21 protein-coding genes are annotated in these 24,478 nt (G+C 48.3%); 18 read left to right on the top strand and 3 right to left on the bottom strand.

Going from position 1 to position 24,478, the window contains the following annotated elements; all coding sequences use genetic code 11:
* The first annotated feature begins 77 nt into the window (after positions 1-77).
* The 4 genes from rnc to parC are packed head-to-tail and all read left to right on the top strand — an operon-like array spanning position 78 to position 4,682.
* Positions 78-770: a ribonuclease III gene (gene rnc, locus ACTF7Q_RS05690; protein WP_438996890.1), complete on the top strand. Its 693-nt coding sequence runs from the start codon at positions 78-80 to the stop codon at positions 768-770.
* Positions 767-1,678, top strand: coding sequence for a GTPase Era (era, locus tag ACTF7Q_RS05695; RefSeq protein WP_438996891.1), 912 nt, complete (start codon positions 767-769; stop codon positions 1,676-1,678). The genes rnc and era overlap by 4 nt, the downstream gene beginning before the upstream one ends.
* Positions 1,671-2,432 (top strand): DNA repair protein RecO, encoded by a 762-nt coding sequence (gene recO, locus ACTF7Q_RS05700; protein ID WP_438996892.1) that lies wholly within the window; start codon positions 1,671-1,673, stop codon positions 2,430-2,432. Before era ends, recO begins: the two co-directional genes overlap by 8 nt.
* 27 nt (positions 2,433-2,459) lie before the next feature.
* Positions 2,460-4,682, top strand: coding sequence for a DNA topoisomerase IV subunit A (gene parC, locus ACTF7Q_RS05705; RefSeq protein ID WP_438996893.1), 2,223 nt, complete (start codon positions 2,460-2,462; stop codon positions 4,680-4,682).
* A gap of 32 nt (positions 4,683-4,714) precedes the next feature.
* On the opposite strand, the gene ACTF7Q_RS05710 is transcribed toward parC, so the two are convergent.
* From ACTF7Q_RS05710 to hemB, 3 genes are all read right to left on the bottom strand, one after another.
* Positions 4,715-5,452: an arginyltransferase gene (locus tag ACTF7Q_RS05710; protein ID WP_438996894.1), complete on the bottom strand. Its 738-nt coding sequence runs from the start codon at positions 5,450-5,452 to the stop codon at positions 4,715-4,717.
* A 70-nt stretch (positions 5,453-5,522) separates the two neighbouring features.
* Positions 5,523-6,779: a threonine ammonia-lyase gene (locus tag ACTF7Q_RS05715; RefSeq protein WP_438996895.1), complete on the bottom strand. Its 1,257-nt coding sequence runs from the start codon at positions 6,777-6,779 to the stop codon at positions 5,523-5,525.
* 76 nt (positions 6,780-6,855) lie between these two features.
* Positions 6,856-7,854, bottom strand: coding sequence for a porphobilinogen synthase (hemB, locus tag ACTF7Q_RS05720; RefSeq protein ID WP_438996896.1), 999 nt, complete (start codon positions 7,852-7,854; stop codon positions 6,856-6,858).
* Between the two features lie 66 nt (positions 7,855-7,920).
* Between hemB and ACTF7Q_RS05725 the strand changes: the two genes are divergently transcribed.
* The 14 genes from ACTF7Q_RS05725 to ACTF7Q_RS05790 form a co-directional block, all read left to right on the top strand.
* A complete protein-coding gene (locus ACTF7Q_RS05725) occupies positions 7,921-8,991 on the top strand; it encodes an enoyl-CoA hydratase/isomerase family protein (RefSeq protein WP_438996897.1) in 1,071 nt (356 codons plus the stop codon).
* Positions 8,992-9,125: 134 nt separating this feature from the next.
* The gene (proS, locus tag ACTF7Q_RS05730) at positions 9,126-10,439 is read left to right on the top strand and encodes a proline--tRNA ligase (protein ID WP_438996898.1); all 1,314 of its coding nucleotides are present in this window, start codon (positions 9,126-9,128) and stop codon (positions 10,437-10,439) included.
* A gap of 56 nt (positions 10,440-10,495) precedes the next feature.
* Positions 10,496-11,752, top strand: a complete 1,257-nt coding sequence (locus tag ACTF7Q_RS05735; protein WP_438996899.1) for a lipoprotein-releasing ABC transporter permease subunit — start codon at positions 10,496-10,498, stop codon at positions 11,750-11,752.
* On the top strand, positions 11,745-12,446 hold the full coding sequence (locus tag ACTF7Q_RS05740; RefSeq protein WP_438996900.1) for an ABC transporter ATP-binding protein: 702 nt from the start codon (positions 11,745-11,747) through the stop codon (positions 12,444-12,446). Before ACTF7Q_RS05735 ends, ACTF7Q_RS05740 begins: the two co-directional genes overlap by 8 nt.
* 119 nt (positions 12,447-12,565) lie before the next feature.
* Positions 12,566-16,048, top strand: coding sequence for a DNA polymerase III subunit alpha (dnaE, locus tag ACTF7Q_RS05745; RefSeq protein ID WP_438996901.1), 3,483 nt, complete (start codon positions 12,566-12,568; stop codon positions 16,046-16,048).
* Between the two features lie 209 nt (positions 16,049-16,257).
* Positions 16,258-17,121 carry a 30S ribosomal protein S2 gene (gene rpsB, locus ACTF7Q_RS05750; protein WP_438996902.1) on the top strand — a complete coding sequence of 288 codons (864 nt, stop codon included), beginning with the start codon at positions 16,258-16,260 and terminating at the stop codon, positions 17,119-17,121.
* A gap of 92 nt (positions 17,122-17,213) precedes the next feature.
* A complete protein-coding gene (tsf, locus tag ACTF7Q_RS05755) occupies positions 17,214-18,131 on the top strand; it encodes a translation elongation factor Ts (protein WP_438996903.1) in 918 nt (305 codons plus the stop codon).
* Positions 18,132-18,201: 70 nt separating this feature from the next.
* Positions 18,202-18,888, top strand: coding sequence for a UMP kinase (gene pyrH, locus ACTF7Q_RS05760; RefSeq protein WP_049757567.1), 687 nt, complete (start codon positions 18,202-18,204; stop codon positions 18,886-18,888).
* A 44-nt stretch (positions 18,889-18,932) separates the two neighbouring features.
* A complete protein-coding gene (gene frr, locus ACTF7Q_RS05765) occupies positions 18,933-19,490 on the top strand; it encodes a ribosome recycling factor (RefSeq protein WP_438996904.1) in 558 nt (185 codons plus the stop codon).
* Between the two features lie 76 nt (positions 19,491-19,566).
* A complete protein-coding gene (gene uppS / locus ACTF7Q_RS05770) occupies positions 19,567-20,316 on the top strand; it encodes a polyprenyl diphosphate synthase (RefSeq protein ID WP_438996905.1) in 750 nt (249 codons plus the stop codon).
* Complete coding sequence (locus ACTF7Q_RS05775) at positions 20,316-21,077, top strand: phosphatidate cytidylyltransferase (protein WP_438996906.1); 762 nt, start codon at positions 20,316-20,318, stop codon at positions 21,075-21,077. Before uppS ends, ACTF7Q_RS05775 begins: the two co-directional genes overlap by 1 nt.
* Before the next feature lie 12 nt (positions 21,078-21,089).
* On the top strand, positions 21,090-22,292 hold the full coding sequence (gene dxr / locus ACTF7Q_RS05780) for a 1-deoxy-D-xylulose-5-phosphate reductoisomerase (RefSeq protein ID WP_438996907.1): 1,203 nt from the start codon (positions 21,090-21,092) through the stop codon (positions 22,290-22,292).
* Between the two features lie 33 nt (positions 22,293-22,325).
* Positions 22,326-23,408, top strand: coding sequence for an RIP metalloprotease RseP (gene rseP, locus ACTF7Q_RS05785; RefSeq protein WP_438996908.1), 1,083 nt, complete (start codon positions 22,326-22,328; stop codon positions 23,406-23,408).
* Positions 23,409-23,515: 107 nt separating this feature from the next.
* Positions 23,516-24,478, top strand: a 963-nt coding sequence (locus tag ACTF7Q_RS05790) for a POTRA domain-containing protein (RefSeq protein WP_438996909.1), incomplete at its 3' end; no start/stop codon positions are given.

The following is a 24,478-nucleotide window of genomic DNA, read 5'->3' on the forward strand; positions in this document are numbered from 1 at the left end:
GGCAGTGCCCGTATTTGGGAATTTTGGAAATGGCCATTTGCAATTCGTTATGGTCGCCTTGGTGATACAATTATTTGATGAAATCAGTTGATTTGAAACCACTAGCCCACCGGCTGGCACATAAATTCAACGATCAATCAGTGCTTGTCCGCGCTTTGACACATGCCAGTTTCGCTGGGCCGACAAAAAGTAACGAGCGGCTTGAATTTCTGGGAGACCGGGTTCTTGGTCTTGTTCTGGCTGATTTTTTCTATGGCCAATGTCCAGATGAAGATGAAGGCAAATTATCCTTGCGGTTACATGCTGATGCCCGTCAGTCAAAGCTAGTCGAAGTTGGCCGTGAACTTGAATTGGCTCGCTTTATTTCGGTTCAGAACGGCATGGCGCTAGCCGAAAATGAATCGGTTATTGCTGATGCGGTTGAGAGTTTGATCGCGGCGCATTATCTCGATGGTGGTTTTGAGGTGGCGCGACGTTTCATCCTAGACTATTGGGCGCTTGATACGGCCGCGCCAGCAGGTACTGAAAAGGATGCCAAATCACGTCTGCAGGAATTGGTCATGAAACAGGGGCTTGCCTTGCCTCTATATAGATTAATTTCTAAATCTGGACCAGATCATGCGCCTGAAATGATATATGAAGTATCTGTTGAAGGGTATAACTCTATAGTGGCCAGCGCTTCAAACCGCAAACTGGCCGAACAGCAAGCCGCTGCGCTTATGGTGGCTCAAATAACGAAAAAAGACCCAACCAAGAAAGAGATAACATGACGAGCGATAACGCGATGACCAGGGCTGGCTTTGTAGCGCTTATCGGGGCACCGAATGCGGGCAAGTCAACCTTGATGAATGCCATGGTTGGTCAGAAAGTGTCGATTGTTACTCCAAAGGTGCAAACCACACGCAGCCGGGTTCGTGGTATTGCTATGCAGGGTACGGCGCAGATCATTTTTGTTGATACACCGGGTATTTTTACGCCAAAGCGACGGCTAGACAGGGCTATGGTGCAGGCTGCATGGCAAGGTGCCGAAGATGGCGACGTTCTGTTAATGCTTCATGACTGTGCCCGCCGCGAAATTGATCAGGATACGCTGAACATCATCGAAAAGCTCAAAAAGTCTGGTCGCAAGGCATCATTGGTGCTTAACAAGATCGATCTGCCGCCGCAGGAACGCTTGCTTGAGCGTGCTGACGCCATGTCCAAGTTATATGATTTTGAACGTATTTTCATGGTGTCGGCTGAAACAGGCAATGGCATCGGTGATCTGAAGACATGGCTAGCTGGCCATATGCCCGCAAGCCCCTATCTGTTCGACCCTGACGATCTTTCAGATATGCCCCTGCGGCTTTTGGCGGCAGAAATTATGCGTGAAAAGCTGTTTTTGAACTTGCATCAGGAATTGCCCTATCAGTTGACGGTGGAAACCGAAAGCTGGGAAGAGCGCGATGATGGCAGCGCTGAGGTTCATTTATCGATTTATGTCGCGCGTGAAGGGCATCGTGGCATTATTCTTGGCAAGCAGGGACAGACAATCAAGCGGATTGGGTCTGCCGCCCGCCGTGATCTTGAAGAGGCGCTTGAAAGACGAGTGCATGTCTTTTCGCATGTGAAATACCGCAAAGACTGGATGGATGACTCGGCGCGTTATTCTTTGTGGGATCTGGATTACAATGCCTGAATGGGTTGCTGATGCCGTCATTATTTCGGTAAAGCCACATGGTGAGGGCAGTGCCGTGGTAATTGTGCTGACCGCAGAAAATGGCCGTCATGCTGGTCTTGTTCGCGGCGGCAGCTCGTCCAAAATGCGTGGCATATTACAACCTGGCAATCGTGTACGCGTCAGCTGGCGTGCACGGCTTATCGACCAGCTTGGACAGATGCAAATTGAATTGATTAGCGCGATACCGGCTTTGATGCTGGATGATGCTTTACGGCTTGCAGGCATAGCGTCAGCCTGTGCATTGCTTGATGGAACTTTGCCGGAACGCGAAGCCCAGCATGCCTTATATGATGGCACAAATGCCCTGTTTGACCTAATGTGTCTGGATGATCCAGAACATCGTTGGATTGAGGGCTATATCCGGTGGGAGCTTGGTTTGCTGAATGCCGCAGGCTACCAGCTTGATCTGACGCGTTGTGCTGCCAGTGGTGCCAGGGAAAAGCTTGCTTATGTAAGCCCAAAATCGGGATGTGCGATCGCATTGGATCAGGCTGGCGAATATGTCCAGCGGATGCTGACATTGCCGGTATTTTTGGGCGGAATTACGAATGTGGCATCCGATCACGTTTCAGGCCTGAATTTAACGGGTCATTTCCTTGAGAAACGTGTCTTTGCGGCGCATAATCAAGATCTACCAATACAACGAAGACGGCTAGCCGATATGGTCTTAAACCGCTATAACCAAAGCGCTCATATCGAAAAGAGTCAGTGACCACAAGCGATCTTAACAAGGTACATCATGGCGAATGATACATATACCAATCCCGGTGAACATATTGATCAGACAAGCTTTTCTGATGCGTTAAGCGAACGGTATCTGGCCTATGCTTTATCCACGATCACATCACGGTCTTTGCCGGATGTGCGCGATGGATTGAAGCCTGTGCACCGGCGTCTGCTTTTTGCCATGCGTCAGTTAAAGCTTGATCCGGGTCAGGGGTTCAAAAAATCCGCCCGTGTGGTTGGCGATGTTATGGGTAAATTTCATCCTCATGGTGACGCGGCCATCTATGATGCAATGGTGCGCTTGGCTCAGGAATTTGCCATGCGCTATCGGCTTGTCGATGGACAGGGTAATTTTGGCAATATTGACGGTGATAACGCCGCTGCCATGCGCTATACCGAAGCGCGCATGACCGAAGTGGCGCGGCTTTTACTTGACGGTATTGACGAAGATTCTGTTGATTTCAGACCAACATATGATGGTGAATCCGAAGAACCTGTCTTACTGCCTGCTGGATTTCCTAACCTGCTAGCCAATGGTGCCCAGGGCATTGCTGTTGGTATGGCAACATCGATCCCCCCTCATAATGTCATTGAACTTGCTGATGCGTCGCTTCATTTGATTAAACATCCAAACGCCTCGATTGATACCTTGATGCAATTTGTTAAAGGCCCTGATTTCCCGACAGGTGGCTTGCTGGTTGAACCGGCAGATTCAATCCGTGATGCCTATGCAACAGGTCGCGGCGGTTTTCGGGTACGGGCGCGCTGGGAAATTGAAAAGGAAAAGGGGGGTGGTTGGCAAATCGTTGTCACCGAAATTCCTTATCAGGTTCAAAAATCTCGTCTCATTGAACGTCTTGCCGAAATGCTTAATGCAAAGAAATTGCCTGTTCTGGCTGATATCCGTGATGAATCTGCCGAAGATTTGCGTATTGTGCTCGAGCCGAAATCACGTCGTCTTGAACCTGAAATCGTCATGGAAAGTCTGTTCAAACTATCCGATCTTGAAACCCGCGTACCGCTGAATTTGAATGTGCTTGATGCCACAGGACGACCTGGCGTTATGGATTTGCGCGGGGCTTTAAATGCGTGGCTTGCGCATCGGCAGGTTGTTCTGCAACGTCGTGCGCGTTTTCGTTTGGGTAAGATTGCGCATCGCCTTGAGGTGCTAGATGGCTATTTGATCGTTTATCTCAATCTTGACGAAGTGATAGCCATCATCCGTGAATCTGAACACCCACGTGACGCTTTGATTGCGCGCTTTGATCTGACCGAAACTCAGGCCAATGCCATTCTGGATATGCGTTTGCGTTCTTTGCGTAGGCTTGAAGAAATGGCCTTGCGCACCGAACGGGATAATCTGGTTGCTGAACAGGCTGACTTACAGAACTTGTTAACGAATGAAGATCTGCAATGGAAAAAAATATCCACTGAAATTAAAGAAATGAAGGATAGTTTTGCCAAGGATGACAAGCGGCGAACAACATTGGCTGACGCGCCTGAAATCGATTTTGACCCGACTGATATTCTAGTCGAGCGTGAACCAATAACCATCATTTGCTCAGCCAAAGGCTGGATTCGGGCCATGAAGGGGCATCAGGAGCTTGATACTGAATTCAAGTTCAAAGAAGGTGATGGCCCCGGTTTGGTTTTACATGCCGAAACCACTGACAAGATTTTGTTGTTTGCCGATAATGGCCGTTTCTATACATTGGCAGGTGATCGCTTGCCGCGTGGGCGTGGTTTTGGTGAACCTGTAAGCCTCTTGACTGATTTGCCGGCGGATATCGAAATTATCACATTATTGCGCGGTGTAGCTGGTAAAATGCTAGTTGCCGCTAGTACTGGACATGGTCTGATCGTGGATACGCAATCTGCCATTGCGCAAACAAGAAGTGGGAAACAGATACTCAACTTGCCTGGAGATGCGCGTGCTGTTGCATGTTGTATGGTCGATGGCGATATGGTTGCCACGGTTGGTGTGAATCGCAAATTACTGGCCTTTCCGATTAGCGAATTACCCGAAATGACACGTGGACGTGGTGTCATTCTGCAACGTTTCAAAGATGGCGGCCTTGCTGATGTGACAGTATATCATAGTGATAAAGGCTTGAGCTGGCAGGCGGGGGGTGGTCGCACGCGTACCGAAACGGATATGAGTAACTGGATTGCAAAAAGGGCAGGTGCTGGTAAATTGCCGCCGACAGGCTTTCCGCGTCCGGCAAAATTCACCTAAATCCAGTTAATCAGCGTCTTTTCAAGTTTTGATTATGTATCTTGCGGCGCTTTATATGTTTGCCATTGGCCATCAATGAAAACATTGGCTGGCTTGAAGCGGGCTTTGTAATACATCTTGCTACTGTCTTCGACGTAATAGCCTAGATAAAGCCATGGCAAACCAAGCTCTTTGGCAAAATCGATCATGTCCATAATCATATAAGTGCCAAGCGATCGTTTTGTTTCAGACGGGTCATAGAAGCTGTAAACGGCACTTAAACCGTCACTTTGAACATCGGTTAGCACCGCCCCAATTAAGCGCCCATCAGCGGTCACATAATTGAGCAAGACAGACTCAATAGGGCTGTTTTCGATCATGCTGACAAATTCATCCTTATTCATCGTTGCCATTTGCCCATCTCCATGACGGGTGTTGATATAACGTTTGAATAGATTGAAATGTGCTGCTGTTGTAGTGATTGGCGCAATTTGACGGGTCAAATCCTCATTTGAGCGCCAGATACGTGACAGATTGCGCCCCATCTTGAAACCAACTGTATCAACGCGCCATGGAATGCAGGCGTTGCATCCGGGGCAGGCAGGCTTATAAACCCAGTTTTCAACACGGCGAAAGCCAGCTCTAGCCATTTGATCGTGCAAGGCAGGGTTCTGACTGATATCGACAGCCACGCGCTGTTCGGTTCGCCCCGCAATATACGGACATTCACTGCGCATACTCAAGCGAACGGCAAGGGGGGGCTGATTATGAAGACGTTTATCCTGATCCATACTCTAATGTGCCAATGAACAGCGCCAGAAATCAAGCTTGGCGTTTCGTAAAAACGCTTTTATGTCTTTGCTAGATTTTGTCGGCGTCATCAAGTTGGCGAACGGTAAAGTTTGCTTTGCGTAAATCATCGATGATCTCTTTGACATGCTCGGTGCCGCGCGTTTCGATCACAGCGTCAATTTTGGCGAGTTTGGCAGGCACATCAAAAAACAGCCGTTGATGGTAAATTTCGATGATATTGCCACCACAACGTCCAATTGATGCGGTAATCGCCGCCAGCATACCCGGTTCGTCCGAAATATCGATACGCAACCGCGCAACCCGGCCATCGCTTGCCATATTACGGTTTAATATGGATGCCAGTAATCGTGGGTCGATATTCCCACCACAGATCACAACTCCGACTTTCTGCCCTGCAAACATCTCGGGATAGGCGTAAAGTGCCGCGATACCAGCCGCGCCAGCCCCTTCGGAAACAACCCGTTGCTGTTCGATCAGGGCACCGACAGCCCATTCAAGCTGTTGTTCATTGACCAGCAGAATATCGTCAACATTCTTTTCGATAGCTGGCAAGGTGACGCCGCCTGGCTTTTTAACCGCAATGCCTTCGGCAAGCGTTTCCCCACCACAGACAATCTCCTGTCCAGCCACGGCCAATTTCATTGATGGATAGGCTTCGGTCTGCACACCATAGATTTTCATATCGGGGCGAATATCGCGCGCAATTGTTGATATGCCGCCCATCAGACCGCCACCACCAATAGGCACAACCAGCATATCCAGATCAGGCTGATCTTCCAGCATTTCCAGCCCAACCGTGCCTTGACCTTGCATAACCTTTTCGTTGTCATAGGGATGAATAAGGGTCAGGCCACGTTCTTCAATCAGCTTTTGAACTGTATTTTCGCATTCATTCAGATTGCGTCCTTCAAGCACCACTTCGGCACCATAGCTTCGGGTGCGCGTGACCTTGGCAAAGGGTGTTTGTGACGGCATCACGATCACTGCAGGTATGCCCATGGCTTCGGCGTGATAGGCGACCGCCTGCGCATGATTACCCGCTGACATGGCGATAACGCCTTTTTTTCTCTGGTTATCGTCTAGCCCCAGCATGGCAACATAAGCACCGCGTGCCTTGAAAGATGACGTATATTGTTGGCATTCGAGTTTTACATAGACCTCACATCCCAGATGACGGGACAATAAAGGTGACTTCAGCATTGGCGTCCGAATAACATTGCCGTCAAGCAATCTGGCCGCATCGCGAATATCTTGTGCTGAAACACCCATATTAAGAACCCCTTTGGAATTGTGATTGCCGAACATGGGGGCATGTCCAGTACAGTTGAATTACGTATATAACGACGTTAGCGGGCTTTGATTATCTGCGCTAGTGCAGAAGCTATTTTGAATGCAGAATTGTAGCAATTTGCGGGGCAAAATAGGTAATCACAGCATCGGCGCCGGCGCGTTTGAAAGCCACCATACTTTCCATCATGCTTCGATCCTGATCAAGCCAGCCATTTTCGGCTGCCGCCAGAATCATCGCATATTCTCCTGACACCTGATAGGCGATACATGGCACGCCAAATTCGGTTTTTGCCCTATTCAAGATATCAAGATAAGGCATGCCGGGTTTGATGATCACCATATCGGCGCCTTCTTGCAGGTCAAGGCCGATTTCATGCATCGCTTCATCACTATTCGCCGGATCCATCTGATAGCTTGATTTACCAGTTGATCCAAGCGAGGCGCCCGCCTTGACCGCATCGCGAAACGGGCCATAGAAAGCCGAGGCATATTTGGCTGCATAGGACATGATGATCACATTATGATGTCCTGCCTTATCAAGCGCGGTTCTGACAGCGCCAACTCGCCCATCCATCATGTCGGATGGTGCAATGATATCACAGCCAGCATCAGCTTGTAGAACCGCTTGCTGGCATAGAATATCAACGGTTTCATCATTGGCGACCATACCATCACGGATTACCCCGTCATGTCCATGATCGGTAAAGGGATCAAGCGCGACATCGCAAATAATACCAAGATCTGGACAGACGTTTTTGACAGCACGAACAGCCCGGCAGATAAGATTATTACCATCAAGGGCACCGCTGCCATCAGCATCTTTCATCGATGAATCCAAAGCTGGGAAAATCGCAATAGCTGGAATCGAAAGGGCAACAGCTTCGCTCGCCTTTTCAACAAGGCGGTCAATCGAATAGCGATATTGCCCGGGCATCGACGCGATAGGATCATCAATCGCCTGACCTTCGATAACGAACATAGGCCAGATCAGATCATCCACTGTCAGATTTGTTTCTGCCATTAACCGACGTGAAAAGGATTGCATGCGGTTACGACGCATCCGTGTGGATGGAAAATGACCTCTACTCATGCCCGCTGGTTTCCGATATGTTTCAATTTGATGCACTATACATAAACAAACATGGGTCTTTCTGCAATGCGACAAAGCGACATTATCTGTTCATCTGAAACCGGCTCAGGGTCACAAAAGGTTGGTGTGATCACACTTGCCCGTCCCAAGGCGTTGAACGCGCTGAGTATAGAGATGGTTACGGTTCTGCATGATCAGCTGGCCGCATGGGATCATGATGATACGGTTTCGCATGTCATCCTCAAAAGCAGTGCACCTCGTGCGTTCTGCGCAGGTGGCGATGTGCGTTTTGCGCGCGCATTATTGTCTGAAGATCCTATTGACGGGGCGCTTGATTATTTCCGGTCTGAATATCTGGCAGATGTTGCGGTTGCGCATTTTTCCAAACCAATCATTGCTTTATGTGATGGCATTGTGATGGGGGGTGGTGCTGGCATAGCGCAGAATTGTTCACATGTTATTGTTACCGATACTACGCGTTTTGCCATGCCTGAAACCGCTATAGGCTTGTTTCCGGATGCCACAGCCAGCTTGTTTCTGGGGCGCTGTCCTAGGCCGGTTGCGCTATGGATAGGCACCACGGGGGCAATGCTTGATGGGGCCGATTGTATGATGCTGGGGCTTGCCCATGCGACTGTCAAAAGCGCTGATATTGATAAGCTATCAGACGCGCTTGTGGCTTGTTCCGCAGATACGATTGATAGCGTCATTGCTGACTTTCAGACTGATCCGGGGGTGCCGGGGCTAAGCGCGAACCGGGCGGCGATTGATTATATTTTTGGCGCTGAAAAGGCCGAAGACATGGTGATGCGTGCTGCCGATATGGCGCGTATCAAGGGCGATGCCTTTGCCGACAACATCCACAACCTATTGACCACAAGATGCCCGACCTCAATCAAGGTATTTACGCATTTATTGAGTCTTTCAGATACGATTGCAGACGTCGATGCTGCGCTTGATCTTGATTTTAAACTCGCCCTCAAGATGATGCGCCGCCCAGACTTTGTCGAAGGCGTCAGAGCCGTTCTGGTGGATAAGGATAATGCCCCTACATGGTCACCTGCGACATTGGCAGAGGTCTCGGATGAGATGATCGCCGATATCTTCAATCATGAGGGGCTTCCATCCTTGCGTTAGGCGGGGCTTCAATCTAGATTATCGATATCTGCTGGGCATCATTATTGACCTGCACGACTTTAATTTGCCATATGTGCCGGATTTGCCAGCTGTGCCGGATCTTATTATGAATTAGCCATACCAAGGAAACCTTTATGCGTCTTAGCCAGTATTTTCTACCCCTCCTGAAAGAAACCCCGAAAGAAGCACAAATTGCATCACATCGTTTGATGTTACGGGCGGGAATGGTGCAACAATCCAGCGCCGGTATCTATTCATGGCTGCCGCTTGGCAAGCGTGTCCTCGATAAAATCGAAAATATCGTCCGCGAAGAACAAAACCGGGCAGGCGCTTTGGAAATTCTGATGCCGACGATCCAACCAGCCGAGCTATGGCAGGAATCTGGCCGTTACGACGATTATGGTGCCGAGATGTTGCGTATCGTTGACCGGCATGAGCGTAACATGCTTTACGGCCCCACCAATGAAGAACAGATCACCGATATTTTTCGGGCGCATGTGCGCAGTTACAAGGCGCTACCGTTGAATATGTATCATATTCAGTGGAAATTCCGCGATGAGGTGCGCCCGCGTTTTGGCATTATGCGTGGCCGTGAATTTTTGATGAAGGATGCCTATTCGTTTGATCTGGATGGCGACAAGGCACGTGCGGCCTATAACCGTATGTTTGTTTCTTATCTCAAAACCTTTGCCCGTATGGGGTTAACGGCGATTCCTATGGAAGCCGACACAGGCCCGATTGGCGGTGACATGAGTCACGAATTTATCATTCTGGCAGAAACAGGCGAAAGCGGCGTCTATTTTCATAAAGATTGGATGAACATCAATCTGGATGCTGACATTGATTATAATGCCGATCTTCAGCCATTTGTTGACAAATATACCAGCCTTTATGCGCGTGCAGATGATATGCATGATGCGGATAACTGTCCGGTGGCGACAGATGAATTGATGTCGCTTCGTGGTATTGAGATTGGCCATATTTTTTACTTTGGAACAAAATATTCAGAAGCCATGGGCGCGACAGTCAGTGGCCCTGATGGCAAAGCTGTGCCGGTGCATATGGGGTCATATGGTATTGGCGTGTCACGGCTTGTTGGTGGCATTATTGAGGCCAGTCATGACGAAAAGGGTATTATTTGGCCAGATTCTGTAGCGCCATTTGGCGTGGCTATCGTCAATTTGAAACCGGGTGATGCAGTATGTGATGCTGAAGCTGAACGTCTGTATGAACAATTTGACAATGCCGGATTGGAGCCATTGCTTGATGACCGTAACGATCGTCCGGGCGCCAAGATGGCAAGCATGGATTTGATTGGCATTCCATGGCAAGTTGTCGTCGGGCCACGTGGTATGGAAAATAACATGGTTGAGGTAAAGCGGCGTAAAACGGGCGAAACTGCCGAAATGTCGCCAGATTCTGGTGTTACCAAAATCTTAAATCGATAATTGATGTAACCTATGATGCGCGTCATTCACCTATCCTTTGAATTGGGAACTGTCTAATGGCTTTATTTTTCTCTCCGGTCGAACGGATGCTTGCACTACGCTATATGCGGGCGCGTCGGGCTGAAGGGTTTATCTCAGTTATTGCCTGGTTTTCACTGGCGGGGATCACACTTGGCGTTGCCACGCTGATTATTGTGATGTCGGTGATGAATGGGTTTCGCGCCGAACTTGTCGATCGTATTCTTGGTCTTAATGGTCATGTGGCTATTTATAGTACCGAGGGCAACGGCATTACAAACTATGATGATTTGGCGCTTTCAATCACTGAAATGCCGGGTGTTATTGCGGTTACACCTCAGATCGAAGGTCAGGTCATGGCGACCAAAAATGCAGTTAGCCTGGGTGCCGTTATTCGCGGCGTACGCTGGTCTGATCTCGCGGCGCGCAAGCCTTTATGGGACTCACTTGATGATAAGGCCATAGCCAGCTTTCGTGATGATGGTGGCGTGTTGATTGGCAAAACCATGGCGTTCAAGACTGGTATAACTCCGGGGGGAACGATCACCTTGACCACGGCGCGTGGTAAAGCCACCGCCTTTGGTACCTTACCAACACGTCGAAGCTTCAAGGTTGCAGGCATCTTTGATGTTGGTATGCATGAATATGATACCAGCTTCATTTTTATGCCGCTTGATGTTGCAGGTGACTTTCTGGGGCTACCCACGTCGGTATCGGGGCTTGAAATCTATGTTGATGATCCGCAGAACATAGCCTTTTACCGGGAGACAATCACCAGCACACTGACCAAAAACCTTCGTGCCTTTGACTGGCTTGACAGAAATAAAAGCTTTTTGAACGCGCTCGCTGTTGAACGTAATGTTATGTTTTTGATCCTGACATTGATCATTCTTGTCGCGGCTTTCAATATCGTATCATCAATGATTATGCTGGTACGTTCAAAGAACGCTGATATTGCTGTGCTCAGAACTATGGGTGCAAGCGGGGGATCTATCTTACGGGTTTTCCTAATGACAGGTGCCAGCATAGGCGTCGTTGGCACGGCTATCGGGTCTGTTCTGGGGATGCTATTTTGTTGGAAAATAGACGCTATTAAAGAGTTTCTCGAAGGCCTGACCGGTTCTGAATTATTTGCCGCCGAAATCTACTTCCTGTCCAATTTACCGGCCAAGGTTGATCCGCAGGAAGTATTGATGGTGATTATAATGGCCATCTCATTATCCTTTATAGCCAGTCTGTATCCAGCATGGCGGGCGACGCGCATCGCCCCGGCAGAGGCTTTGCGTTATGAATAAACAGCAACAAACCCGCATACCAATGCTGTCACTCGACAAGGTGACCAAGAACTATATACAGGGCGATAACAAACTGGAAATTCTCAATGACGCTAGCTTAACGGTAGCATCAGGGGAAATGAAAGCGCTTATCGGCCCATCGGGTTCGGGCAAATCAACCTTGTTGAATATCGCGGGTCTTCTCGAAACACCAACAAGTGGCACCGTTACTATCGCTGGTCAGCAAACAGATAAGATTGGCCGGCGCAAGCGTGGCCAGTTACGCCGGTCGCATATTGGCTTTGTGTTCCAGTTTCACCGTCTGCTTCCTGAATTTTCGGCGCTTGAAAATATCATGATACCGCAAATGCTGAATGGTCTTGCCCGTGACGAAGCAGCCGCACGCGCTGAACAATTATTACAGATGGTTGGTCTTGTGAATCGTGATAGTCATCGGCCGGGCTTGCTATCGGGTGGTGAACAGCAACGTGTTGCCATCGCGCGCTCAGTCGCCAATGCGCCGCGTGTCTTGCTGGCTGACGAACCAACAGGTAATCTTGATCCGGCTACGGCGGCGGGTGTTTTTGAACATCTATCGGCGATTGTTCATGGCACCAATACAGCGGCTTTGGTAGTTACACATAATCAGCAATTGGCGCATGAAATGGATAGCATTCTGACGCTTAAAAACGGTGTCATAGAAACCATTAACTGATCTTTCGTCCTGATTTTTAAAAATATTGAGGCAACTAGGTGCCAGTGCATTGCGCTTATGTCACTATGGTTTATGATTTGGGTTTATGCTGGCTATTCCAGCTATGATACAGGTGTTAAATGCCCACCAATTTTGTACATCTTCGTTTGCACACAGCCTATTCACTGGCCGAGTCGACTTTACGGATCAAGAATCTTGCGCGTCTTGTGTCTGATGATGCCCAACCAGCCGCCGCCATCACCGATACCAACAATATGTTTGGGGCGCTTGAATTTTCCAAGGCTATGGTCAATGTGGGTGTTCAGCCGATTATGGGCGCGCAACTCAATATCACTGATAGTCAGGGCACTGGCGAAGTTGTTTTGCTGGCGCAGAATGAAACGGGTTACGTCAATCTTTCCCATCTTTTATCTGACGCTTTGTTGAATTCAGAGGCAAACACCGACCCGCAATGTAGCATTGATGCCTTGGCAGCCCGATCTGAAGGGCTGATTTTGCTGTCTGGTGGTGTCATGGAGGGGTTTGTTGGTTTGCCCGCATCAGATGGCCGTCAATCACTAGCCAAATCACGTTTGCAAGCTTTACATACAATCATGCAGGGGCGTGTCTATATCGAACTGCAAAGGCATGGCTTAGGCGCTGAGCAGGTAGCTGAACCGATTCTTGTTGCATTGGCTGACAATCTTGATCTGCCGCTGGTTGCGACCAATGATTGCCGGTTTGATACGCCTAAGATGGCTGGCCCACATGACGCGCTGATTTGTATTGGCACAGGGCGCAAGGTTTCAGAAGAAAATCGCATCAAATATTCGTCTAACCATTACTTTAAATCAGGCAAACAAATGACTGATTTATTTGTAGATATTCCAGAAGCTATAACAAATACAGTAACTATTGCCAAACGTTGCAGTTATATGTCGCCTGAACGCGCGCCAATCCTGCCTGCTTTTACGGCTGGTACGAATTTAACCGAAGATGTTGCGCTGGCACGACAGGCCGAAGATGGCCTTGCGCATAGGTTGGAACGGCATGTCTATAAAGATGACATGGACGCCGCTACAAAAGCAGATATAGCCAAACCGTATCAAGATCGTTTGGCTTTTGAGCTTGGTGTTATCAATCAGATGGGATTTCCGGGTTATTTTCTAATTGTTGCTGATTTTATCCAATGGGCAAAAAACGCTGCTATTCCTGTGGGGCCGGGGCGAGGGTCTGGTGCTGGTTCGGTAGTGGCATGGGCGTTATCAATCACGGATCTTGATCCACTTCGCTGGGGGTTGCTGTTTGAGCGGTTTTTGAATCCAGAACGTGTGTCTATGCCTGATTTTGATATCGATTTTTGTCAGGATCGGCGTGATGAAGTCATCACATATGTTCAGGAAAAATATGGTAAAGACCGCGTAGCCCAGATCATTACCTTTGGATCTTTGCAGGCGCGTGCGGCTTTGCGGGATGTTGGCCGTGTGCTTGAAATGCCTTACGGGCAGGTGGATCGCATCGCCAAATTAATTCCTAATAATCCGGCTAATCCTACCACCATAGCACAGGCGCTGGAAAGCGAAGCTGATCTTCGTGCCGAACGCAATCAGGATGAGCAGGTTGCTGATCTGATTGACATGTCATTGTCGCTTGAAGGTCTTTACAGACATGCCTCGACACATGCGGCAGGTTTGGTCATTGGAGATCGTCCTTTGGCTGATCTTGTGCCGTTATACAGGGATCCTCGCTCGGACATGCCAGTAACCCAGTTCAATATGAAATGGGTTGAACAGGCTGGTCTGGTTAAATTTGACTTTTTGGGGCTGAAAACACTGACCGTTCTTCAGCGCGCGGTTGAATTCATTGCCCTGCGTGGCATTGATATTAATCTGGATGCCATACCACTTGATGATACCAAAACCTTTGAGATGCTTTCAGCTGGTGACACGGTTGGCGTATTCCAGTTGGAATCAGCTGGCATGCGGGATGTTCTACGCGGCCTAAAGCCTGATCGCTTCGAGGACATCATTGCGGTGGTGGCACTTTATCGTCCGGGGCCGATGGAGAATATCCCCGACTATGTAGCGCGAAAGCACGACCCGTCGCAGATTACCTACATGCACCCTGATCTTGAGCCAGTGTTGAACGAAACCTATGGCATCATGATCTATCAAGAGCAGGTACAGCAAGCCGCGCAGGTTCTGGCTGGCTACACGCTTGGCGCAGCTGACATTCTACGGCGCGCGATGGGCAAGAAAATCAAAGCCGAAATGGATGCCCAGCGGGCAACCTTTGTTAATGGCGCTATAGATAATCAGATATCGGAAAAACTGGCCTCTGATATTTTTGACACGATTGCGGCCTTTGCGGGATATGGTTTCAATAAATCGCATGCTGCGGCCTATGCGCTGGTATCCTATCAGACCGCTTATCTCAAGGCCAATTATCCGGTCGAGTTTCTGGCCGCATCGATGGCGCTTGATGCGGGCAATACCGAAAAACTGGCTGTATTCCGTCAGGAATGTCAGCAAAAGGGCATCGTGATCAAGCCGCCTTGCGTCAATCATTCCTTCGCCGGTTTTCGTGTTGAGCCCGATAATGATCATACCAACGCCAATGCCGATTCCGAAACTGATGCCGATGCTAAGCTGGCCATTCGCTATGCGCTTGGAGCGATCAAGAATGTGGGCGCCGAAGCTATGGCGCGGCTTACTGAAAAGCGAGACGCTGGTACAAAATTTGAACATTTGATGGATTTCCTTGAACGTCTGCCCCGTGATGCTAGCAACCGGCGGCAGATGGAAAATCTGGTGCGGGCAGGGGCGCTTGACTGTCTTCATGCCAATCGCCATGAGCTATTAAACAACATCGATTATCTATTGGCACATGCCGAAACCCTCCGGCGCGACAAGGAATCAAACCAGAATAATCTATTTGGTGACGATACCGACAGCATGGCCAATTCATTGCGGCTTACCTCATGTGAAGACTGGGTGCCAATGGATCGTCTGAAAGAAGAGTTTGACGCGCTGGGTCTATATCTGTCAGCGCATCCTCTTGATGGATATGGCAAACAGCTTGAAAAACTGCGCATTATCACAGCCAGTGAATTAAACCGTCAGATCGAGGCTGGGCGACCACCGCAACGCGTCAATCTAGCAGGGTCAATCACCGGTAAACAGGTGCGTGTTTCACAACGTGGTAATAAATTCGCCTTTGTTCAATTTACCGATCAGACGGGTGTCTTTGAAACAACTTTCTTTTCTGATGTGCTGTCTGAGAGTTCACATTTATTAAATGATGACAAACCATTGCTGGTTTCAGCTAACCTAAAAATTGAAGAAAATGGCCCCCGGTTACTGGCTGCACGTGTGCAGGTGCTGGATGATGCTGTAGCGGCATGGCATGGCGGTGTCGGCTTGTGGATACGCGATGATAAACCGCTTGAACAGCTTAAATCGGCTCTGCGCGATGATGGGCCTGGCAAGGCCGAGGTCAAGTTGAATTTCACCGTCGATGGGCATGATGTGCGCGTCGCATTGGCAGGCCGTTTCAAGCTGAGTGGTGAATTGCGCCAGAATTTGCGTCGTATTCCGGGGATACTTGAAGTCCGTGACCTCTAGCACTTATCGAAATTGAAAAGATTATTCTTGTTTGGCTGATAAATACGGCTTTCTGGCTTGCTTTTTCATGTATAAGGCGATACATCTCACCTCAATTCACACATGAGGGCGGTCCGGCATGGCAAAATCCATGCCTCAGGCCATCCGGTGAAGGCATCTGCCTTTCATTTCCCTCATGGAGGTTTAACCGGAGAACAGGAGTAAATAACATGGCTCTCCCTACTTTTACTATGCGCCAAATGCTTGAAGCAGGCGTTCATTTCGGTCACAGCACTCGTCGTTGGGACCCGCGTATGGAACCGTTTATTTTCGGTGAACGCAACAAAACACATATTCTTGATCTTCAGCAGACTGTCCCGATGTTGCATCACGCCTTAAAGGCAATCAGTGATGTGGCTGCAAAGGGTGGCCGTGTGTTGTTTGTTGGCACAAAGCGTGCCGCGTCTGAAAAGATTGCTGAAACAGCTCGTGACTGTGGGCAATATTACGTAAATCACCGCTGGCTTGGTGGCATGTTGACAAATTGGGCGACTGTATCCCAGTCAATACGCCGCTTGCGTGATCTTGAAACCCGCATGGAAAGCGGCGAGATCAACCAGCTCACCAAGAAAGAAATTCTTCAGCTGACCCGCGAACAGGAAAAACTTGAACGCACACTTGGCGGTATTAAGGAAATGGGTGGCCTGCCTGACATCCTGTTTATCCTCGATACGAATAAGGAAGCCATTGCGGTGCAGGAAGCTAACCGTCTTAATATTCCGGTGGTCGCTGTTGTCGATAGTAATGCCAGCCCAGAAGGTGTTGACTATCTGATCCCAGGAAATGACGACGCCATGCGCGCAATCACATTCTATTGCGAGCTGGTTCAAGGTGCTGTTCTTGATGGTTTGCAAACTGAATTGATGAAAAGCGGTGGTGACGTTGGTGCGGCTGTCGAAGCACCTGTCGAGGCGGCTCTTGAAGCCCCTGTTGAAGATGTGCCCGCTGAAGTGGCACCTGTCGCGGTGGCTGCTGAAGTTGCCGCAGAGGCGACAGCGGCGGCTCCTGCTGAAGACACAGTTGCCAAGGAATAACAAACATCTGTTTTCCCTACAGTGGGGGAAACAGCTTTGCTTGCATATTGCGGGCTAATGGTTTTAACAACTTTGCATATAAGGATAGCAAAATGAGTGTAACGGCTGCACTAGTTAAGGAACTGCGCGAAAAATCTGGCGCAGGTATGATGGATTGTAAAAAAGCTCTTGGCGAGACTGATGGCGATATGGACGCGGCCATTGACTGGCTGCGGACAAAGGGTTTGGCGGCGGCGGCTAAAAAATCAGGTCGTGTAGCGGCTGAAGGTTTGGTTGCGGTCGCGGTTGATGGCACGTCGGGTGCGATTGTTGAACTCAACGCAGAGACCGATTTTGTCGCGCGTAACACCGAGTTTCAGGATTTTGCCAGAAACCTTGGCTTGCTTGCGCTTGGCGCTTCTGACATTGAATCGCTAAAGACGCTGGATTACCCTGATACAGATCGCAATGTATCGGAAGAACTGACTAACAAGATCGCAACGATTGGTGAAAATATGTCACTACGTCGTATGGAAAAAGTGTCGGTTTCCAGTGGTTCTGTAGTTTCATATATGCATAATGCGACAGCTGACGGTCTTGGCCGTATTGGCGTTCTTGTGGCTCTGGAATCAAGCGCATCAGCTGAAGCGTTGAATGGTTTGGGCAAACAGATAGCTATGCATATCGCGGCAACGTCACCTGCAAGTTTGTCGGTTGATGATCTTGATGCTGATATGGTTGCGCGTGAGCGTGACGTGCTAATTGAACAAGCCAAAGCCTCGGGCAAGCCTCAGGAAATAGCCGAAAAAATGGTCGAAGGCCGGATGAAAAAATACTATCAGGAAGTCGTTCTGCTTGAGCAAACATCGGTTATTGATGGTGAAACCCGGATCGAAGATGTTATCATCAAAGCGGGTAAAGATGCCGGTGCAGAGATTACCCTAAAGGCATTTGTACGGTTTAATCTTGGCGAGGGTATTGAACGCGAAGAGTCAGACTTTGCGGCGGAAGTTGCAGCACAACTTTCCTAAGTGGAAAACAAAGGAGTCAGCCTTGGCAACAGATAGCGAAACCCTAACGGATTTGAAATATCAACGTGTAATGCTCAAGATTTCAGGAGAATCCCTGATGGGCAGACGTTCATATGGTATTGATCCTGAAATGGTTAGCAAAGTCGCCATAGAGGTAAAGGACGTTATCGCCACGGGTGTAGAGGTATGCCTTGTCATTGGTGGCGGTAATATTTTCCGGGGTGTGTCCGGTGCCGCCGCTGGTATGGAACGTGCGACTGGTGATTATATGGGCATGTTGGCAACGGTTATGAATGCCCTTGCTATGCAAAACGCGCTTGAACAATTGGACGTTCCTGTGCGGGTCATGTCGGCATTGCCGATAAGTGCTGTTTGTGAACCTTATATCCGGCGCCGTGCAACGCGGCATCTTGAAAAAGGCCGTGTTGTGATCTTTGCGGCGGGTACAGGCAATCCATTTTTTACCACGGATACCGCCGCCGCTTTACGCGCCACCGAAATGAATTGTCATGCCTTGCTGAAAGGAACGCGTGTTGATGGCGTTTATTCGGCTGATCCTGAAAAAGATAAAAATGCAAAGCGCTATGACGAACTTGGCTATTTGCAGGTGCTTTCAGATGATTTGCGGGTGATGGACGCTTCTGCTATTTCATTAGCCCGCGAGAACAATATACCCATCCTTGTTTTTTCTATTGAAAGCGCAGGTGGGTTTGCTAGCGTATTGCGGCATCAGGGCAAGTTTACAATCGTTCACTAATCAATGAATGGCATCGGACTTTAATTTAGCTAAGGGTAGGGGAAATGGCTGATTTTGATATCGAAGATATGAAACGTCGGATGGAAGGCGGTTTTGCCAGTCTGAAAACTGAATTCATGGGGCTTCGTGCTGGGCGCGCATCGACGGGTATGCTTGAACCTATCATGGTTGACGCTTACGGCTCTAAGATGCCGATGAGTCAGGTAGGCAATATTTCGGCGCCTGAGCCACGTTTGCTAACAGTGACCGTGTGGGATGCGTCCATGACAGCGTCTGTGGAAAAAGCCATTCGTGAGTCGGATCTTGGTCTAAATCCAATGGCCGAAGGTACGCTCATTCGTGTCCCAATTCCTGATTTATCGGAAGAACGCCGGAAAGATATGGTCAAAGTTGCAGGCCGCTATGCAGAAGCTGCTCGTGTCGCTATCCGCAATGTTCGTCGTGATGGTATTGAAAGTGTTCGCAAGGCCGAAAAAGACGGTTTGTTGTCTGAAGACGAGCGCCACGGACTGGAAAGTGACATTCAGAAAACAACTGATGAGTATGTTAAAAAAATTGACGATGCTTTTGCCAATAAAGAAAAAGAGATAACTCAGGTATAACAGCCTAATGGCTATAATCCTTGCTTTGGATATATCCATTTGAATTTTGGAAAAGACCACCAATCAGGTTTTAATAATGGTAAAAACACCGCATCACACAGCAATAATAATGGATGGCAATCGACGCTGGGCAAAAGGCCGCGGGCTTGAAATTATTCGTGGACACAATCAAGGCGCTGAGTCGCTTAAGGATATTTGCCGTGCGGCATCTCAAAGCCAGATCCGTTGGCTGACGGTATTTGCGTTCTCTGCACAGAATTGGAGCCGTCCTGAACCCGAAGTGTCGGGTTTGCTCAAATTGATGCGCCGTTTTTTAATGCGAGATATCGAAGATCTAATGCACAATAACATTCGGCTTCGTGTCATTGGTAACAGAATAAATTTTTCTGACGATTTACAAATGCTTATTAATAAATCTGAGATGCTGACGGCTGAAAATACTGTTCTTAATTTAACCGTTGCGCTTGATTTTGGTGGTCAGCAGGACATCACACAAGCGACGCGTCAAATCGCCGAAGAGGTGGCAGCAGGGGTTATTGATCCAAAGTTGGTAAATAACGATTTCTTGAAGTCACGATTGCAAACGGCAGTTTTGCCACCGGTTGATTTACTCATCCGTACTGGCGGCGAAAAGCGCATTTCAAATTTCCTGCTGTGGGACTTGTCCTATGCTGAACTCTATTTCAGTGAAATATATTGGCCTGATTTCAAAGCATCTGATCTGGAAGCTGCCATTACCGAATTCAATAATAGAGAGCGTCGTTTTGGTGGCAATCATGCTGACAATGATAAAAAACTCAGCACTATATCAAGTGACACGACTTGATGCCATTTTCGTCGCTTTCCCCATTGGCTCAGCGCCTTGTTGGGTTTGCTACCCTTGTTCCGATTATAGCCCTTGTTTGGTTTGACGCCAAAATTGCATCTTTGATTGTTTGGTTTGCCTTCATTCTTATGGGGTTAGAATTTAGCCGGCTAGTTGATTTGGCCAAGCCCTTTACATTTATAGTGGTTGTTTTGTTTGCTTTTGTGGGTATGCCATTATGGCTTATGGTCATTGATTTGCGGTTAATTTTGGCAGTGATCACAGCTATGATGATTTTGCTAATGTGGCAGAAATCATTTCCTTTAGCCGTTTTCGTTGGCCTTACAACTTTGTGCGGTGTCAGTGCGCAGGTGATTATTAACAGCCAGAATGGGCAATATATGCTGTTGGCTGTTTGTGCTGTTGTTGCTGCCTGTGACATAGCAGCATTTTTTGTGGGAAGACGCGTGGGCGGGCCCAAATTAGCACCGTCGATCAGCCCGAATAAAACAGTGTCTGGGGCTATTGCCGGGGTTGTGGCGGCTGGCATTCTTTATTTTATCTTTGCGGGTATGTATGGTCTGACCCCGGTTATAGCTTTTGGCTTTGGGTGCATAATTGGCTGTCTGGCTCAGCTTGGCGACTTGTTTGAGTCCAGTGTAAAACGTCAAATGGGTGTAAAGGATAGTGGCCGGCTTATCCCAGGACATGGTGGTTTGCTTGATCGGTTCGACGGATATCTTCTTACCTTGCCGATAGTCGCATTGGTGTTTTTTACTTAGTAAAGGTTCGGCATGTCAACACATACGGTCATCACCATTCTTGGGGCAACAGGTTCCATTGGCGATAATACGCTGGCTTTGGTGCGACACAATCCTGACCTATTTCGCATTAAAGCTCTTGTTGGCGGCTCAAATGTTGAAAAGCTTGCTGATCTTGCGCTTGAATTTAGACCAGATGTTGTCGGTATTGCTGATGCCAGTCAGCAGGCGCGTCTGGCTGAGCGTCTACTAGGTTCTCAAATAAAGATTGTTGCGGGCAATGATGAATGTGCGGAACTAGCCACCATCAAGGTTGATATCGTTATTGCTGGCATTGTTGGTCTTGCTGGGTTGCCTTCAATGATGAAAGCTGTTGAAGCTGGTCAGACTATTGGATTAGCCAATAAAGAATCTTTGGTTTCTGCTGGTCATGTGATCAGCCAGGCTGTGACAAGATATGGCGCGCGGATCATCCCGCTCGACAGTGAACATAGTGCCATTTTTCAATGTTGGCATGGATGGCAGCAACGTCTTTATGGTAAGGATGTTCATGAGGGTATGTCATCGATTCAGCGGATTTGTCTAACAGCATCGGGTGGCCCCTTTTTAACCCGCCCGTTGAATGAATTTGCATCTATCACGCAACAAGATGCTGTAACGCATCCTAATTGGGAAATGGGGCGCAAAATTTCGGTTGATAGTGCAACAATGATGAATAAAGGGCTTGAAGTTATCGAAGCACATTTTTTGTTTGATCTGCCTGCAGAACAAATTGAAGCGGTTATTCATCCCCAGTCTGCAATTCACGGTATGATACATTTTCGTGATGGGTCAATTATTGCCCAGTTATCCTCTGCTGATATGCAGGTGCCGATCTCTTATGCGCTGAAAATGCCAGGTCGGTTGAACTGGGATCCGGAACCATTGGACATTGTTGCGCTTGGCAAACTCGAATTTTTGGCTATTGAGCCGGATCGTTTTCCATGTTTTGCCCTTGCGCAGAACGCTTTAAAGCAAGCTGGAACAGCCCCAGCCATTCTAAACGGTGCCAATGAAGTGGCTGTAGCTGCATTTTTAGCAGGTCACATTAGCTTTTCATCTATTGCCACTATTGTTGCAGATAGCCTGACCACCAATATAGATGGTGACATTAACACGCTTGACGCTGTCATCGCTGTTGATAACGAGGCGCGGCGTGTGGCGACTGTTCTTGTTGAAAAAATTAAAGGGCAGTAATGTTATCTGTCGCAGAAACTAGAGGTAATTAAGATGGGTGACCTTGGATTCTTTGATCTGATTATTGGGTTTTTGCTACTAATAACCCCGGTCGTTTTTTTTCATGAGCTTGGCCATTATTGGGTGGCGCGTAAAGCTGGGGTGATCGTCGAGGTTTTTTCCATCGGATTTGGTCCTGAACTCTATGGCCGGACAGCCAAGAATGGCACGCGCTGGCGTATTGCGGCGATCCCATTTGGTGGTTTTGTCAAAATGCGCGGTGATGAAGACGCCGCCAGCACGCCCGGACAGGGCAGTGCCCATGTCGAAGGTAGTTTTGGTGGGGCTGGGCTTTACTGGCGGATGGCGATTGTCCTAGCAGGACCCGTAGCTAATTTTATTCTCGGCATTTTATTATTTGCCATGGTTTATATAACCGTTGGTAAACAGATATTACCAGCCGAAATAGGCGAGGTTATACCCGACATGCCTGCCGCTGAGGCAGGGTTGCAAAGCGGTGATCTAATTTTGGAAATTGACGGCATTAAAATACGTGAATTCAATGATATGCGTGGTTTGATTATTGAAAGCCCCGGAAAACAGTTGGATTTTCGTTTGCGCCGTGATGATCAAGAATTCACCTTGCCGGTGACGCCTAAAGCACAATTCAGCGAGCAGTTGGACATAACTGTCGGGGTGTTAGGGGTTAAGTCAGTTCCGGTTAATGCCCGTGTGCGCATGGCGCCTTCGACAGCAGTTGTCACGGCAACATCGGACGCGTTTCACATGTCGATCATGATCTTGCGTGGATTGGGGCGTGCTGTCACAGGCAATATTCAAAAAGGCGAAGTTGGCGGTCCTGTTCGCATCGCTGAAATATCCGGTACTGTGCTTAATCAGGGAATAGTGCCGTTCATTTTGCTTACCGCGGTGATTTCGATTAATCTTGGTTTGATTAATTTGCTTCCAATTCCGGCGCTGGATGGGGGGCATATGGCGTTTTTTCTAATTGAAGCGGTGCTTGGAAAACCTTTGCCACTTCACTGGCAGGCTATCTTAATGCGGGGTGGCATAGCCATTTTGATGACGCTAACGTTATTTCTGGTCTTGTTTGATCTGGCACGATTGATATCGTAGGGAAATTGTATCTAGGTTTTTGACCTATTTACCTTTACTGTCTCAATAATGCATCGTTCTGGTCTGAAAACTGGTGCTGTGCCTGTTCGGATAAAGATGGAGTATCCATGCGTAATTTTTTTCTAATTGCGATTTTTCTATTTGTTTCAGGTCTGTTGCTTCCCGCCAATGAAATATATGCCCAATCGGATGATCAGAACATTCGTGTGTCCGAAATACGGGTGCTTGGAAATAAGCGTGTGTCTTCGGGTACGGTGCTGTCATATCTACCGGTAAATATTGGTGATGCGGTGACCCAGAGCAGCCTCAACGTCGCGCTGGAACGGCTTTTTGATACCGGTCTGTTCAAAGATATCAGTATTGATAATGAAGCTGGTGTTATCACCATTGATATTCAGGAAAACCCCATTATCAACAGGATTAATATCGAAGGAAATGATGCCATCAATGATGAACGCCTGTTGGAAGCTATTGACGTTCAGCCGCGCCGTGTATTCACCCAGAAACTAGCCCTTGAAGCGACCAGAACATTGCTTGATTTGTATCAGGCTGGCGGCCGGTTTGGTGCCTCTGTTGAGCCTAAAATCATCGAGCTTGATGAAAACCGTGTGGATCTGGTGTTCGAAGTGAATGAGGGTCCTCTTATCAAGATCAATTCGATCAGCTTTTCGGGCAACCAACGTTATTCAGACCGGGTTCTGCGTAGTGCTATTTCAAGCCGTGAGCAGCGCTGGTGGGCGTTTTTGAGTTCGGCAGACAAATATGATGAAGGCAGGTTGGATTATGATGTGCGCTTGCTGCGCCAGTTTTATCTTGCGCGTGGTTACGCCGACATTTCAGTTACCCGTGTTCGTGGCGGATTATTGCCTGACCGAAGTGGTTTTGCCGTCTCCTTCATTTTAAACGAGGGCACGCAATATACGGTTCGTGATATTACACTGACCAGTGAAATTGAAAATGTTGATATTCCTGATCTGATATCATTGTTTGATTTTACAGATAATAATCGGTACGACGTACGCCGTCTTGAGCAGGGGCTTGTTGACATCACTAATCGTCTTGGCGAATTT

Source organism: Puniceispirillum sp. (SeqCode) (assembly GCF_965657105.1).
GTDB lineage: Bacteria > Pseudomonadota > Alphaproteobacteria > Puniceispirillales > Puniceispirillaceae > Puniceispirillum.

Bases quoted from the DNA above. Each gene is read 5' to 3' on its own strand.
- rnc (WP_438996890.1), top strand. From the start codon at position 78: ATGAAATCAGTTGATTTGAAACCACTAGCCCACCGGCTGGCACATAAA.
- era (WP_438996891.1), top strand. From the start codon at position 767: ATGACGAGCGATAACGCGATGACCAGGGCTGGCTTTGTAGCGCTTATC.
- recO (WP_438996892.1), top strand. From the start codon at position 1,671: ATGCCTGAATGGGTTGCTGATGCCGTCATTATTTCGGTAAAGCCACAT.
- parC (WP_438996893.1), top strand. From the start codon at position 2,460: ATGGCGAATGATACATATACCAATCCCGGTGAACATATTGATCAGACA.
- ACTF7Q_RS05710 (WP_438996894.1), bottom strand. From the start codon at position 5,452: ATGGATCAGGATAAACGTCTTCATAATCAGCCCCCCCTTGCCGTTCGC.
- ACTF7Q_RS05715 (WP_438996895.1), bottom strand. From the start codon at position 6,779: ATGTTCGGCAATCACAATTCCAAAGGGGTTCTTAATATGGGTGTTTCA.
- hemB (WP_438996896.1), bottom strand. From the start codon at position 7,854: ATGAGTAGAGGTCATTTTCCATCCACACGGATGCGTCGTAACCGCATG.
- ACTF7Q_RS05725 (WP_438996897.1), top strand. From the start codon at position 7,921: ATGCGACAAAGCGACATTATCTGTTCATCTGAAACCGGCTCAGGGTCA.
- proS (WP_438996898.1), top strand. From the start codon at position 9,126: ATGCGTCTTAGCCAGTATTTTCTACCCCTCCTGAAAGAAACCCCGAAA.
- ACTF7Q_RS05735 (WP_438996899.1), top strand. From the start codon at position 10,496: ATGGCTTTATTTTTCTCTCCGGTCGAACGGATGCTTGCACTACGCTAT.
- ACTF7Q_RS05740 (WP_438996900.1), top strand. From the start codon at position 11,745: ATGAATAAACAGCAACAAACCCGCATACCAATGCTGTCACTCGACAAG.
- dnaE (WP_438996901.1), top strand. From the start codon at position 12,566: ATGCCCACCAATTTTGTACATCTTCGTTTGCACACAGCCTATTCACTG.
- rpsB (WP_438996902.1), top strand. From the start codon at position 16,258: ATGGCTCTCCCTACTTTTACTATGCGCCAAATGCTTGAAGCAGGCGTT.
- tsf (WP_438996903.1), top strand. From the start codon at position 17,214: ATGAGTGTAACGGCTGCACTAGTTAAGGAACTGCGCGAAAAATCTGGC.
- pyrH (WP_049757567.1), top strand. From the start codon at position 18,202: ATGCTCAAGATTTCAGGAGAATCCCTGATGGGCAGACGTTCATATGGT.
- frr (WP_438996904.1), top strand. From the start codon at position 18,933: ATGGCTGATTTTGATATCGAAGATATGAAACGTCGGATGGAAGGCGGT.
- uppS (WP_438996905.1), top strand. From the start codon at position 19,567: ATGGTAAAAACACCGCATCACACAGCAATAATAATGGATGGCAATCGA.
- ACTF7Q_RS05775 (WP_438996906.1), top strand. From the start codon at position 20,316: ATGCCATTTTCGTCGCTTTCCCCATTGGCTCAGCGCCTTGTTGGGTTT.
- dxr (WP_438996907.1), top strand. From the start codon at position 21,090: ATGTCAACACATACGGTCATCACCATTCTTGGGGCAACAGGTTCCATT.
- rseP (WP_438996908.1), top strand. From the start codon at position 22,326: ATGGGTGACCTTGGATTCTTTGATCTGATTATTGGGTTTTTGCTACTA.